Source organism: Kitasatospora sp. NPDC094019, from assembly GCF_044764505.1.
Lineage (GTDB): Bacteria > Actinomycetota > Actinomycetes > Streptomycetales > Streptomycetaceae > Kitasatospora.
This window is the reverse complement of record NZ_JBIWIF010000007.1, coordinates 21,249-34,788: the sequence shown is the minus strand read 5'-3', so window position 1 is coordinate 34,788 and position 13,540 is coordinate 21,249. Positions and strand designations below refer to the sequence as shown.

At 72.4% G+C, this 13,540-nt stretch carries 9 protein-coding genes; 6 read left to right on the top strand and 3 right to left on the bottom strand.

Going from position 1 to position 13,540, the window contains the following annotated elements:
- Positions 1–39 precede the first annotated feature (39 nt).
- The 3 genes from ACIQ9P_RS17365 to ACIQ9P_RS17355 form a co-directional block, all read right to left on the bottom strand.
- Positions 40–363, bottom strand: a complete 324-nt coding sequence (locus ACIQ9P_RS17365) for a nuclear transport factor 2 family protein (RefSeq protein WP_402355952.1) — start codon at positions 361–363, stop codon at positions 40–42.
- A 243-nt stretch (positions 364–606) separates the two neighbouring features.
- Entirely contained in the window at positions 607–2,130 is a 1,524-nt protein-coding gene (locus ACIQ9P_RS17360; RefSeq protein WP_402355949.1) for an aldehyde dehydrogenase family protein, read from the bottom strand.
- Positions 2,131–2,454: 324 nt separating this feature from the next.
- Positions 2,455–3,402, bottom strand: coding sequence for a hypothetical protein (locus ACIQ9P_RS17355; protein WP_052709474.1), 948 nt, complete (start codon positions 3,400–3,402; stop codon positions 2,455–2,457).
- 293 nt (positions 3,403–3,695) lie between these two features.
- On the opposite strand from ACIQ9P_RS17355, the gene ACIQ9P_RS17350 reads away from it, so the two are divergent.
- The 6 genes from ACIQ9P_RS17350 (at position 3,696) to ACIQ9P_RS17325 (ending at position 13,536) form a co-directional block, all read left to right on the top strand.
- Positions 3,696–6,773: an ATP-binding protein gene (locus ACIQ9P_RS17350; protein ID WP_402355946.1), complete on the top strand. Its 3,078-nt coding sequence runs from the start codon at positions 3,696–3,698 to the stop codon at positions 6,771–6,773.
- A gap of 237 nt (positions 6,774–7,010) precedes the next feature.
- Positions 7,011–8,096 (top strand): aldose epimerase family protein, encoded by a 1,086-nt coding sequence (locus ACIQ9P_RS17345; RefSeq protein ID WP_402355943.1) that lies wholly within the window; start codon positions 7,011–7,013, stop codon positions 8,094–8,096.
- A gap of 307 nt (positions 8,097–8,403) precedes the next feature.
- Positions 8,404–9,681, top strand: coding sequence for an extracellular solute-binding protein (locus ACIQ9P_RS17340; RefSeq protein WP_402355940.1), 1,278 nt, complete (start codon positions 8,404–8,406; stop codon positions 9,679–9,681).
- A gap of 134 nt (positions 9,682–9,815) precedes the next feature.
- Positions 9,816–10,820, top strand: coding sequence for a carbohydrate ABC transporter permease (locus ACIQ9P_RS17335; RefSeq protein WP_402355937.1), 1,005 nt, complete (start codon positions 9,816–9,818; stop codon positions 10,818–10,820).
- A gap of 36 nt (positions 10,821–10,856) precedes the next feature.
- Positions 10,857–11,771: a sugar ABC transporter permease gene (locus ACIQ9P_RS17330; RefSeq protein ID WP_402355934.1), complete on the top strand. Its 915-nt coding sequence runs from the start codon at positions 10,857–10,859 to the stop codon at positions 11,769–11,771.
- Positions 11,772–11,829: 58 nt separating this feature from the next.
- Entirely contained in the window at positions 11,830–13,536 is a 1,707-nt protein-coding gene (locus tag ACIQ9P_RS17325) for an alpha-amylase family glycosyl hydrolase (protein ID WP_402355931.1), read from the top strand.
- The last annotated feature ends 4 nt before the right edge of the window (positions 13,537–13,540 follow it).

Genomic DNA, 13,540 nt, shown 5'->3' with positions numbered 1-13,540 from the left:
CGGTGTCACGCCCGAGCGGATGTCACGCCGGGCCCGGTGTCACGCCTGACCGGTCTCGAAGCGGTCGATCCGGCCGTTCTCGACGGTGAACCGCCAGCTGGTGCGCATCTCGCCCCAGGTCTCGTTGCGGAAGTCGGCGACCAGCGCCCGGCCGCCGTCGGACTCGGAGCGGACCTCCATGTGGCCGCGCACGGTGAAGATCTCGCGGTCGATCCAGTCCTGGAGGTCACGGTCGGAGCCGTCGTCGGACATCGTGGCGCCGGGGGCCAGCAGGTCGAGGAACGCCTGCCGGTCACCCGCGTTGATCGCGGTGACGGCGGCGCGCACGGTCGGGTCGGTCAGTTTGGCGGGGGCGATGGCCATCCGGTCTCCCAGGAGTCGAAGCGGTGGGGACTCCTGTTTAGGGCGTCGGACGGGACACGCCGCGCATGTCGACGGCGCGTCGGACATTTCCGGTGATTCATGTGCTTACATCCCGATACGGGTGATTTGCCCTCAGGGGTCCCCGAGACCGGGCCACGGGGAGTGGCGTACGGAGTGGGAAGTCGGCCGGACCGGCTTCCCACTCCGCGTTCCGGTCCCGTCGACGGCGCGGGGACCGGTCGGTCAGAACAGGCCCAGGGCCTTCGGGGAGTAGCTGACCAGGAGGTTCTTGGTCTGCTGGTAGTGCTCCAGGACGGCCTTGTGGCCCTCCCGGCCGATGCCCGAGTTCTTGTAGCCGCCGAAAGCCGCGTGGGCCGGATAGGCGTGGAAGCAGTTGGTCCAGACCCGACCCGCCTGGATGGCGCGGCCCGCCCGGTAGGCGGTGGTGCCGTTGCGGGTCCAGACGCCGGCACCGAGGCCGTACAGGGTGTCGTTGGCGAGCGCTATCGCGTCGTCGAAGTCCTCGAAGCGGGTGACCGCGACGACGGGGCCGAAGATCTCCTCCTGGAAGATCCGCATCCCGTTGACGCCCTCGAAGACGGTCGGCGTCACGTAGTAGCCACCGGCCAGCGCGCCCCCGAGGTCGGCCCGCTCGCCGCCGGCCAGCACCTTGGCGCCCTCGGCCTGGCCGATCTCGATGTAGGAGAGGATCTTGCGCAGCTGCTCGTCGCTGGCCTGCGCCCCGACCTGGGTCGCGGTGTCCAGCGGATTGCCCTGCCGCATCGAGCGGACCCGCTCCAGGCCGTCCGCCAGCAGCCGGTCGTAGATCGAGGACTCGATCAGCGCCCGGCTCGGGCAGGTGCAGACCTCGCCCTGGTTGAGGGCGAACATCGCGAAGCCCTCGACCGTCTTGTCGTAGAAGTCGTCGCGCTCGTCGGCGACGTCGGCGAAGAACAGATTGGGGCTCTTGCCGCCGAGCTCCAGCGAGACCGGGATCAGGTTGCCGCTCGCGTACTGCGCGATCAGCCGGCCGGTGGTGGTCTCGCCGGTGAAGGCGACCTTCCGGATCCGGTCGCTGGAGGCCAGCGGCCGTCCGGCCTCCAGGCCGTAGCCGTTGACCACGTTGAGCACGCCCGGCGGCAGCAGGTCGGCGGTGAGTTCGACCAGCAGCAGGACGGAGGCGGGGGTCTGCTCGGCGGGCTTCAGCACGACCGCGTTGCCCGCCGCGAGGGCCGGGGCGAGCTTCCAGACCGCCATCAGGATCGGGAAGTTCCAGGGGATGATCTGGCCGACCACGCCCAGCGGCTCGTGGAAGTGGTACGCCACCGTGTCCTCGTCCAGCTGGGAGAGGCCGCCCTCCTGGGCGCGCAGCGCGCCGGCGAAGTAGCGCAGGTGGTCGACCGCGAGCGGCAGGTCGGCGCCCAGGGTCTCGCGGACCGGCTTGCCGTTCTCCCAGCTCTCGGCGACGGCGAGCCGTTCGAGGTTCCGCTCGATCCGGTCGGCGATCCGCAGCAGGACCTGGGCGCGTTCGGCGGGCGGGGTGCGGCCCCAGGCCGGGGCGGCGGCGTGGGCGGCGTCGAGGGCGGCCTCGATGTCCTCGGCGGTGCCGCGGGCGACCTCGGTGAAGACCTCGCCGGTGACCGGGCTGGGGTTCTCGAAGTACTGGCCGAGGACCGGCGGTGTCCACCGGCCGCCGATCCAGTGCTCGTAGCGGGGGCGGTACTCGACGATGGATCCGGGTTGTCCGGGGGGCTGGTAGACCGGCATGCTCTGGTGCCTCCTCGCGCTGTCGGGGCGCCGCACCGGCGCGTGGGCCGGGCGGTGCGCCGGGCCGTGCAGGGCGGCCCGGCGGAGGGTACGGACACACACGCGGGTCGGGCGTGCCCCGCTCCCGGGGGCGCCCGCCGAGCAGCACCCTAACCGGCGGGCGGCCGGTTCGGCTACGGTCCGTACGGCGCCCGTCCACGGAGGGTGGCGCATTCCGGCCGTCGTGCTTCCACCGCCGGCCCTCGCTCCTCGACGGCCGGCGGCGGGCGGCGGGCGGACCCCGCTCCGTCCCCCTCGGCCCGGAGGCGAGCGGGCGGGTCGCCGTCACGCCTCCTGGTAGCGGCCCGTGCGGCGTTCCCAACTCAGGTAGCCGGCCAGCCAGGTGACCAGGCCGTCGGCGTAGCGCTGGGCGACGATCCGCTCGACCCGCGCCAGCCCCAGCTCCCGGTACACGTCGGGGAGCCGCTCGTACAGCTCCCGGCAGCGCTCGGCCATCAGCTGGGCCTCGGCCATCACCACCGCGCAGGCCGACTCGGCCGAGCAGTCCCGCTCCCGCTGGACGATCATCACCAGGTTGTTGACGTCGCCGCGCGGCGCCTCCAGCGGGAACGACCGGACGTCGTTGGTCAGCGAGGGGATGTCGGCGGCGAGCTGGCGGATCTGACGCAGCACCGGATGGTGCAGGACGGCCGGCGGGACCTCGAAGTGGCCGAGCCGCTCGACCATGTCGAAGATGGTCTCCATCGCGGCGGTGCCGCGCCGCAGCACCTGGTAGCCGGCCCGGTCGGGCGGTCGTGGGCTTATCCGGCCGGCCGCCTCGGCGGGGTGACTGGCCAGGTAGTACTCCCAGTTGTACGCGGCGCGCGCCTGCCAGCGGGCCGGCATGCCCTGGACGCTGCGCTCCCAGAGGTCGGCGAACGCGGTCTCCACCGGGGAGTTCCGGTCCGGCCGGGCGCCGTGCAGGACGGCCACCAGTCGGTCGCAGATGGGGGCGACCTCGGCGGGGCGGCGGCCGAGCGGTCCGTCGAACTGGTCGTCGAACAGGAAGTAGAAGCCCATCAGGTCGGCGGCCAGGGCGAGTTCGTCCGGCCCGGCGTCGGGGTAGCCGAGCGCGGCGAGGTCGACGACCTCCCAGTGGGCGTAGGACGGGTGGGTCGGGTCGGCCAGCAGCGGGTGGCGGGTGAGCCAGGCGCGGTGCAGTTCGGTGGCGTACGGCCCGTGGGCACTGCGACGGTACGGGAACGGAATCTGAAGTGAGGTGTCGTCAGACATCGGACTCCCGGAGCTGCGGAGGGTGGGGGCGCTTAAGGTAATGCTGCTGTAGGTGGGGGAGTTGGGACTGCGCGGCCGGTCGGTGACAGAGAGGCACGGCATGATCACCTCGCCGCGCGGGGCGTAGAGTATCCGATGCAATGATCCGACGTTAGGGATATAGGGCAATTGCCCTCGGCAAGGCCGCCGAACCCTCGATCTCGGCCCCCGCCTGCGTGAATGCGCTCCACCGCACCCCCGGCGGCGCTACCCTCGGCTCCACGAGCAGGGAACGGCGAGGCGGAGGCACTACGGTGACCGAGCGGGAGAACGAATTCCGAGCGGAGGCGACAACCGGCGCGCGCGAGGCGGAAGGCGCCCCCGGCCGGGTCAGGTTGCGCGACCGTGACGCCGAACTCCGCTCCGCCGAGGCGGCGGTGGACAAGCTCTGCCGTGATTTCGCGGCCGGCGGCACCGAGATCGGCGAACTCCTCACCTTCTCCGGCCGGCCCGGAATCGGCAAGACCAGCCTGCTGCACGAGGTCCGCCGGATCGCCAAGATGCGCCCCAACACCACCGTCCTGTTCGCCCGCGGCGGCGAGCGGCAGTTCAACGAGCCGTACCACGTGCTGCGCCAACTGCTCCAGCCGGTGCTCGGCAGCCTCGGCCCCGGCGAGTTCCGCCAGGTGATGGGCACCTGGGAGGAGGTCGTCGGACCGGCCATGGGCCTCAAGCAGCCCCGGAAGGGCGCCCGCCGCCTCGACCCGCAGGGCGTCCGGGACGGCCTGGACTTCGTCCTCACCCAGCTCGCCCCGCGCCGCGCCCCGCTGGTGATGCTCGTCGACGACCTGCACTGGGCCGACCTCGAATCCCTCGGCTGGCTGGCGCAGTTCGCCGTCCGGGCGCGCGAACTGCCGGTACTGCTGGTGTTCGCCTACCGCGACGACACCGCCGACTGGCAGCAGGAGTCCCAGGACCACCACCGTGCCGTCGCCTCGCTGGCGACCCGGCGGCACGCGCTGAGCCGGCTCTCGCTGGTCGCCGTCACCGACATCATCCGCGCCGAGCTGGGCGACCGCGCCGAGGACGCCTTCTGCTACGAGTTCTGGAACGTCGTCAACGGCAACCCGTTCGAGGCCGTCGCCCTGCTCGACCAGGTCCGCGACCAGGAGCTGGCCCCGGTCGAGGAGAACTCGCTCCAGCTCCGCGAACTCGCCGTCGACGCCACCGGGATGACCCTCAAGTCCTGGCTGGACCGGCTCGGCGCCGCCACCCTGCGGTTCGCCTGGGCCGCCGCCATGCTCGGCACCGACATCCGGCCCGACCTCGCCACCCGGATCTCCGCCCAGTCCACCGAGGGCGCCCGCGAGTCCGTCAAGGAACTGCGCAAGCAGCGCGTCCTGACCGCCACGCCGAACGGCAACCTCGAATTCGTCCACCCGCTGATCGCCAGCTCGATCTACAACACCATGCCCGAGGCCACCCGGACCGGCATGCACGGCGTGGCCGCTGCCGAGATCGAGAACGCCGGGCTCGGCCTGCTCGCCGCCTCCCGCCACCTGGTGGAGACCTTCGCGGGCGAGGGCGACGACCGAACCGTGCGCAAACTCCGCCGCGCCGCCTCCGAACACCTGCTGATCGGCGCGCCCGAGGCCGCCCAGCGCTGTCTGCACCGCGCGCTCGCCGAACCGCCGGACGACCAGGACCGCGCCGAGGTGCTCTACGAGCTGGGCTGCTCGGCGCTGCTCACCGACCCGGTCGCCACCGTCAACCAACTGAAGCTCGCGCTCGACCCGGAGGAGGGACCGCTGCGCCCCTCGCTGCGGGTGGACGCCACCTTCCGGCTCTCCGAGGTGCTGGCGCACAGCGGCGAACTGCGCCAGGCCGCCCTGGTCTGCCAGCAGGAGGCCGAGCACACCTTCGGGGACCAGGCGGGCCGGCTCCGGCTGGAGGCGGCCTCGTTCATGTGGCACGCCTTCCGCAAGTCCGAGGAGGACGGCCCGGCCCGTTCCGCCCGGCTGGGCGCGCTCTGCGAGAGCCTCACCGGGCGCGAGGCCGCCGACCGGGCGGTGCTGGCGCTGCGGGCGTGGGACCTCACCCTGCGCGGGGCGCCCTCGGCCGAGGTGCTGCGGCACGCGGACGACGTGCTGGACAACGGGCGGCTGCCCAAGGGCCTCGGCTGGACCGACAACATCTGGGGCTTCGAGCTGCCCGCCACCCTCGGCCTCTCCTACACCTACAACGACCGGATCGCCCAGGCCGAGCGGCTGTTCTCGGACGCGATCGTCCAGTTCGAGGTGGCGGGCTGGTCCGGCGCCCACCGGGGCTTCGCCTACTTCCTGATGGGCCTGGCGAGGTTCCGGCGCGGTCTGCTCGCCGAGGCGGAGGACTTCCTGCGCCGCGCGCTGCGGCTCTCCGAGCGGATCGGCTCCAAGCTGCCGCTGGCCTGGGACGCGGTCGGCGTCCTGATCGACACCCTGATCGCCCGCGGCCGCAGTGCGGAAGCCTGGGACCTCGCGCTCGACTTCGGCTTCCACCCGCCGTACCACGCCACCGCGATGGTGCTGCCGGACGCCGCGTCGCTGTACGGCAAGCTGCTGCTCGCCGTCGGCCGTCCCGCCGGCGCGGCCGCCGCGCTCACCGAGGCGGGCGCGCAGCTGGACATCCGGGGCTGGCACAACACCGTCTGGGCGCCCTGGGCCGCGCACCTGGCCATCGCGCTCGCCGAGGACGAGCCGGAGCGCGCCCGCGACTACGCCCGCCGTTCGGTCGCCGACGCGGAGCGGTTCGGCACCGCCTCGGCGATCGGGACGGCGCTGCGGCTGTACGCCCAGATCGAGGACGGCCAGCAGGCGGTCGAGCTGCTGGAGCGGGCGGTGGCCCACCTCGGCCAGTCGCCGGCCGGCTACGAGCACGCCGTGGCGCTGGTCGACCTCGGGGCCGCGCTGCGCCGGGTCGGCCGGCTGGAGGACGCCCAGGAGTACCTGTACCAGGGCATCGAGCTGGCCCAGCACTGCGCCGCGGACGGGCTGGTCGAGCGGGCCCGGCGGGAGCTGGCCAACTACGGTCTGCGGCCGAACCGGCTGGGCGACGTGCGGGAGACGCTCAGCCAGCCCGAGTGGGACGTCGCCGAGCTGGCCGTCCGGGGCGTGCCGCCGCAGCGGATCGCCGACCGGCTGGCGCTGCCGCTGAGCCTGGTGAACCGGCGGCTGGCGGCGGTCTACCGGAAGGCGGGCAGCGGGCCCGACGGTCTGGCCGCCGCCCTCGGGCTGGCGCCGGACCAGCGGCCGGTCGAGTTGTGGGCCCCGGAGCAGCGCGACGGCTCGGAGCCGGCGGTGCGTCCGGAACTGCGCGCGCATCCGGAGCTGCCGGAGCGGCCCGAGCGCTTCTGACGGTTCCCGGTCGAGGCCGGTCGGGGCCGTCCGGGCCCGGGCCCGACCGCGGCGGGGACCGGATCAGGCGGCTCCGGGGCGTCCGGCGCGGCCCGGGCGGCGCGCGCGGACCCGATGAGCGCCCCGCCGTCCCCGTACCTGGCTAGGCTTGCGCCGACCCGGGCCCGGACGGGCCCCGGGCGGTACCCCGGTCAAGGGCGGGCACGCACCCCGCGGCCCGCCGGTGAGGAGCAGGTCATGGCGACGCCCCCGGCGAACGGGTCGCGGACCACCAGCGTGCGGCGCGAGCCCCTGGACCCCTCGGGCGCGGGCTCCGCGATCGAGCGGTGGACGCTGCGGGCAGGCCCGTACGAGGCGAGTGTGCTCACCCTCGGCGCCACTCTGCACACCCTGGTCGGCCCCGACCGGGACGGCCGCCCGGCCCAGGTGCTGCTCTCCAGCGACCGGCTCGCCGACGTCCTCGGCCCGGCCCGGCACTACGGCACCGTGGTCGGCCGGTACGCCAACCGGATCGCGGACAGCCGGATCACCCTCGACGGCGAGGAGCACCGACTCGCCCCGACCGGCGGCGGGGTGACCCTGCACGGCGGCCCGGACGGCTTCGCCGACCGGATGTGGGCGGCCGAGGAACTGCCCGACGGCGTCCGGCTGCGGCTGCACAGCCCCGACGGCGACCAGGGCTTCCCGGGCGCGCTGGACGTCACCGTCGACTACACCCTCGACGCCTCCGGCGAGCTGGCGATCCACTACCGCGCGGTCACTGGCGCGCCGACCGTGGTCAACCTCACCAACCACGCCTACTTCAACCTGGCCGGCGAGGGCTCCGGCGACGTCCTCGGCCATCTGCTCACCCTGGACGCCGACAGCTGGACCCCCACCGACGAGCGGCAGATCCCGGACGGGCGGATCGAGCCGGTGGCCGGCACGCCGTTCGACTTCACCTCCGCCCGGCCGATCGGCAAGTCCGTGCACGACGAGCACCCGCAGCTGACCGGCCCCGGCGGCTACGACCACAACTGGGTGCTGCGCCCCCGCCCGGCGGACGGCGCCCCGGCCCGGGCCGCGCGGCTGGAGGACCCGGTCAGCGGGCGGACCCTGGAGGTGCTGACCACCGAGCCGGGGATCCAGGTCTACACGGCGAACGGCTTCCGCGGCGCGGTCAGCGGTGCGAGCGGGGTGCCGTACGGGCCGTTCTCCGGGGTGGCGCTGGAGACCCAGCACTTCCCGGACTCCCCGCACCACCCGGACTTCCCCAGCACCGTCCTGCGGCCGGGGGAGGAGTTCCGTTCGACCACGGTGTTCCGGCTCGGCCGCACCGGCTGACGGGGGCTCTGCAAGGACTTTTCACCACGGAGGGTGGCCCCGGCGGCAGCTGTCGCCGGGGCGAACCGGACAAAGCGCCACAACTTTCCCGCCTGTCAACTACCGTGCGGCAACGTGAAGGACACGTGGGTGTAACGATCGCCGCTTCTTGCAGAAACTTTCTGCAAGGGGTTTCCGCGACTGTTGCCCCGCTGTTAACTTCCTTCCGAGCCCGGCGGCAGCAACGGTGCGGTCGGCGCGAGGCAAGGCAGCCATTATGCGCCTGTCTCCCACTATTTCGGGCACCCCCACCCTCCAAGGAGTTCTCATGCGGCGTGGCATCGCGGCCTCTGCCCTCGTTGTGGCCCTCGCGGTCTCGATGGCTGCCTGTGGCAGCAGCGGCTCCAGCTCGGACGGCAAGGCCGACGGGCCGGTCACCCTCACCTACTGGGACACCTCGAACGCCACCAACGAGGCGCCGAACTACCAGGAGCTCGTCAAGAAGTTCGAGGCGGCCAACCCGAACGTCAAGGTCGACTTCGTCAACGTGCCGTTCGACCAGGCGCAGAACAAGCTCCAGACCGCCATGGGGGCCAAGGGCGCGCCGGACGTGTTCCGTTCCGAGGTCGGCTGGACCGCCGCCTTCGCCAAGGGCGGCTACCTGGAGCCGCTGGACGGCACCCCGGCCGCCGCCGACTCCGCCAAGTTCCAGCCCAGCCTGATCCAGCAGGCGAGCTACCAGGGCAAGCTCTACGGCGTCCCGCTGGTCACCGACACCCTCGGCCTCCTGTACAACAAGGAGATCTTCGCCAAGGCCGGCATCACCGCCGCCCCCACCACCTGGGACGAGCTGAAGACCGTCGCCGCCACGGTCAAGGACAAGGCCGGCGTGGACGGCTTCTGGCTGAAGGCCGCCGACGGCTACTACGCGATGCCGTTCCTGTTCGGCGAGGGCACCGACACCGTCGACGCCAAGGGCAAGAAGATCACCGTCGCCGGCCCCGAGGCCGTCAAGGCGATCGAGACCTACAAGTCGCTGTTCACCGCGCCCGGCACCGCCAAGGCCGACGTCACCACCGACGCCTACGCGCACATGATGGACGCCTTCAACAGCGGCAAGGTCGCGGCGATCGTCCAGGGCCCCTGGGAGATCACCAACATCTACAAGGGCACGGCCTTCGCGGACAAGGCCAACCTCGGCATCGCCCCCGTCCCCGGCGGCTCCGCCGGCAAGGGCGGCGCGCCGACCGGCGGCCACAACATCTCCGTCTACGCCGGTGCCGACCAGGCCCACAAGGCCGCCGCCGAGAAGTTCGCCGCCTTCATGACCTCGGCCGAGAGCCAGGCGTTCATCGCGCAGAAGAACTCCACCCTGCCGACCCGCGACGACGCCTTCACTCCCGAGGTCAAGGCCGACCCCGGTATCGCCGGCTTCCAGTCGGTGCTGTCGAGCGCCAAGCCGCGCCCCGAACTGCCCGAGTACAGCTCGCTGTTCGCCTCGCTGGGCACCAACCTCGGCAAGGTCGTCCAGGGCACCTCGACCCAGGACGGTCTGAACACCGTCGCCACCGACTACGCCAAGCTGCTCCCGGGCTTCGCCAAGTAGTCCCTCCCTCAAGGCTTGTCCCGACGGGCGAGCCCTGGCCGTTCGGCCCGCCGACCCCCGGCGGGCCGGGCGGCCGGACCCGTAGCAGCAGTCGCCGAAGCGAGGCGGCGGACCTCCCCGAGAAGGTGTCGAACATGTCAGTCGCCGTGCAGGGCGCGACCGGCCAGGGCAGCCGGCAGCGCGATCCGCGTCCGGGCCTGATGGAGCGCCTCAAGCGCTCGTACGCCAAGCACTGGTACGCCTATGCGATGATCGCACCGGTGGTGCTCGTCCTCGGCGTCCTGGTGCTGTACCCCCTCGTCGAGGGGCTCTGGCTCACCCTCACCGACGCCAACAGCCTCAACGCGGCACGGAAGATCGGCGTCAACGAGATCCCGGCGAGCTACCGGTTCGTCGGCCTCGACAACTACGCCGACATCCTCTGGGGCCCCGGGTCCTACGACCGCTTCTGGTCGCACTTCGTCTGGACCATCGCCTGGACCGCGCTCTGCGTCGGCCTGCACTACACCATCGGCCTCGGCCTCGCCCTGCTGCTCAACCAGAAGCTCCGCGGCCGCGCCGTCTACCGGATGCTGCTGATCCTGCCCTGGGCCGTGCCGACCTTCGTCACCGTCTTCTCCTGGCGGCTGATGCTCGCCGACGGCGGCGCCGTCAACGGCCTGCTCTCCGCACTGCACCTGCCCGAGCCCGGCTGGCTGGACGACCCGCTCGCCCAGAAGGCCGCCGCCGTCCTGGTCAACACCTGGGTCGGCGTGCCGTTCATGATGATCTCGCTGCTCGGCGGCCTCCAGTCGATCCCGGCGGAGCTGTACGAGGCCGCCGAGATGGACGGCGCCTCCGCCTGGCAGCGGTTCCGCCACGTCACCCTGCCCGGTCTGCGCACCGTCTCCTCGACCGTGGTGCTGCTCGGCGTGATCTGGACCTTCAACCAGTTCGCCGTCATCTTCCTGCTGTTCGGCGCCAACGGCGCGCCGGACGCCCAACTGCTGGTCACCTGGGCCTACCGGCTCGGCTTCGGCCAACAGCCCCGGGACTACGCGCAGTCCGCCGCCTACGGCGTGATCCTGCTCTCCATCCTGATCGTCTTCACCGGCTTCTACCGTCGCTGGCTCGCCCGCAACGAGCGCGCGAACGGCTGACCCGGCGAACCGCACGACCACGAAGGAGGCACCTCGATGAGCACCACCACCGACCGACCCACCCCCCTCGCCGCGGCCCGCACCGCGGCCCCCGCCGGCCGGCCCGCCAAGGTCCGCGGCCGGGGCGAGAGCGGCCCGCTCGCCAAGTCCCTGATGCACGGCGCGCTGATCCTGGCCAGCCTGGTCGCCCTGTTCCCGGTGGCGTGGATCCTCTACGTCTCGCTGGGCCCGGACAAGACCGACTACCTGCACCCCGGCGCGATCCTCGACAAGATCACCTTCTCGAACTACCGCACGGTGCTGTTCGACACCGACTTCATGACCTGGTTCGGCAACGCCTTCCTGGTCTCCGGCGTCACCACCGTGTTCGGCGTGATGATCGCCGCCTCCACCGGCTACGCCGTCTCCCGGATGCGCTTCCCCGGCCACCGGCCGCTGATGTGGTCGCTGCTGGTCACCCAGATGTTCCCGATCGCGGTGCTGATCGTGCCGATGTACACGATCCTCTCCCGGCTGGGCCTGCTGGACAGCTACCTCGGCCTGATCCTGGTCTACTCGACCACCACCGTGCCCTACTGCGGCTGGCTGCTGAAGGGCTACTTCGACACCATCCCGGTGGAGATCGACGAGGCCGGCCGGGTCGACGGGCTCTCCCCGTTCGGCACCTTCTGGCGGCTGGTGCTGCCGCTCGCCCGCCCGGGCCTGGCGGTCGCCGCCTTCTACTCCTTCCTCACCGCCTGGGCCGAGGTCGCCTTCGCCTCCACCTTCATGCTCAGTTCCGACAAGTACACGCTGGCCGTCGGCCTGCAGACCTTCGTCAGCGAGCACGACGCCCAGTGGAACCTGATGGCCGCTACCGCGGTGCTGATCGCGATTCCCTCCTCGGTCCTCTTCTACCTGGTGCAGCGCCACCTGGTGACCGGGCTGACCGCCGGGGCCTCGAAGTCCTGACGGGCCGACGCCCCCACGTACCGACCGCTCCGCCTCCTAGTCCCAAGGGATACCGTCCATGACCCAGAACCTGGCCGACACCTCCCGGCCCGCCGCCGACGCCACCGCTCACGAGGCCGGGGCCGGCGCGGACAGAGGCTGGTGGCGGGACGCGGTCATCTACCAGGTGTACCCGCGCAGTTTCGCCGACGCCAACGGCGACGGCATGGGCGACCTGCCCGGCATCCGCGGCCGCCTGCCCTATCTGCGCGACCTCGGGGTGGACGCCGTCTGGCTGTCGCCGTTCTACGCCTCCCCGCAGGCCGACGCCGGCTACGACGTCGCCGACTACCGGGCGGTGGACCCGATGTTCGGCACCCTGCTGGACGCGGACGCGCTGATCCGCGACGCCCACGCGCTGGGCCTGCGGATCATCGTGGACCTCGTCCCCAACCACTCCTCCGACCAGCACGAGTGGTTCCAGCGGGCCCTGCGCGAGGGTCCCGCCTCCCCGCTGCGCGAGCGCTACCACTTCCGCCCCGGCCAGGGCGAGAACGGTGAACTGCCGCCCAACGACTGGGAGTCCATCTTCGGCGGCCCGGCCTGGACCCGCTCCGAGGACCCGGACGGCACCCCCGGCGACTGGTACCTGCACCTGTTCGCCCCCGAGCAGCCCGACTTCAACTGGGACAGCCCCGCCGTCGCCGACGAGTTCCGCTCCATCCTGCGGTTCTGGCTGGACATGGGCGTCGACGGCTTCCGGATCGATGTCGCCCACGGCCTGGTCAAGGCCCCCGGCCTGCCCGACCTCGGCGGCGGCGACCAGCTCAAGCTGCTCGGCAACGACGTCATGCCGTTCTTCGACCAGGACGGCGTGCACGAGATCTACCGCAGCTGGCGCAAGATCCTCGACGAGTACCCGGGGCAGCGGATCGGCGTCGCCGAGGCGTGGACCCCGACCGTCGAGCGCACCGCCAACTACGTCCGCCCCGACGAGCTGCACCAGGCGTTCAACTTCCAGTACCTGGGCACCTCCTGGGACGCCGCCGAACTGCGCGCGGTGATCGACCTCTCGCTCGACTCGATGCGCCCGGTCGACGCCCCCACCACCTGGGTGCTCTCCAACCACGACGTCACCCGGCACGCCACCCGGTTCGCCAACCCGCCCGGCCTCGGCACCCAGATCCGCACCCCCGGCGACCGCGCGCTCGGTCTGCGCCGCGCCCGCGCCGCGACCCTGCTGATGCTCGCCCTGCCCGGCTCCGCCTACGTCTACCAGGGCGAGGAGCTCGGCCTGCCCGACGTCACCGACCTGCCCGACGAGGTCCGTCAGGACCCGTCGTTCTTCCGTCAGGCCGGTCAGGACGGCTACCGCGACGGTTGCCGGGTCCCGATCCCGTGGTCCGGCACCGAGGCCCCGTACGGCTTCGGCCCCACCACCGGCGGCCCGTCCTGGCTGCCGCAGCCCGCCGAGTGGGCCGCGCTCAGCGTCGAGGCGCAGACCGGCGACCCGACCTCCACCCTGGAGCTGTACCGCTCCGCATTGGCCCTGCGCCGCGCCACCGCCGATCTCGGCGCCGGCGGGGAGGTCGAGTGGCTGGAGGGCCCCGAGGGCACCCTGGCGTTCCGCCGCGGCTCGTTCGTCTGCACCGTCAACACCACCGGCGCACCGGTCGCGATACCGGCGCCCGGCCGGCTGCTGCTGACCTCCGCCGGCGCCGACCCCCGGGTCGTCGACGGCGAGGCGGTGCTGGCCGCGGACAGTACCGACTGGTGGGCGGTCTGACGTG

Coding starts and splice junctions, on each gene's coding strand:
- ACIQ9P_RS17365 (WP_402355952.1), bottom strand. CDS start 363: ATGGCCATCGCCCCCGCCAAACTGACCGACCCGACCGTGCGCGCCGCC.
- ACIQ9P_RS17325 (WP_402355931.1), top strand. CDS start 11,830: ATGACCCAGAACCTGGCCGACACCTCCCGGCCCGCCGCCGACGCCACC.
- ACIQ9P_RS17345 (WP_402355943.1), top strand. CDS start 7,011: ATGGCGACGCCCCCGGCGAACGGGTCGCGGACCACCAGCGTGCGGCGC.
- ACIQ9P_RS17330 (WP_402355934.1), top strand. CDS start 10,857: ATGAGCACCACCACCGACCGACCCACCCCCCTCGCCGCGGCCCGCACC.
- ACIQ9P_RS17335 (WP_402355937.1), top strand. CDS start 9,816: ATGTCAGTCGCCGTGCAGGGCGCGACCGGCCAGGGCAGCCGGCAGCGC.
- ACIQ9P_RS17355 (WP_052709474.1), bottom strand. CDS start 3,402: ATGTCTGACGACACCTCACTTCAGATTCCGTTCCCGTACCGTCGCAGT.
- ACIQ9P_RS17360 (WP_402355949.1), bottom strand. CDS start 2,130: ATGCCGGTCTACCAGCCCCCCGGACAACCCGGATCCATCGTCGAGTAC.
- ACIQ9P_RS17340 (WP_402355940.1), top strand. CDS start 8,404: ATGCGGCGTGGCATCGCGGCCTCTGCCCTCGTTGTGGCCCTCGCGGTC.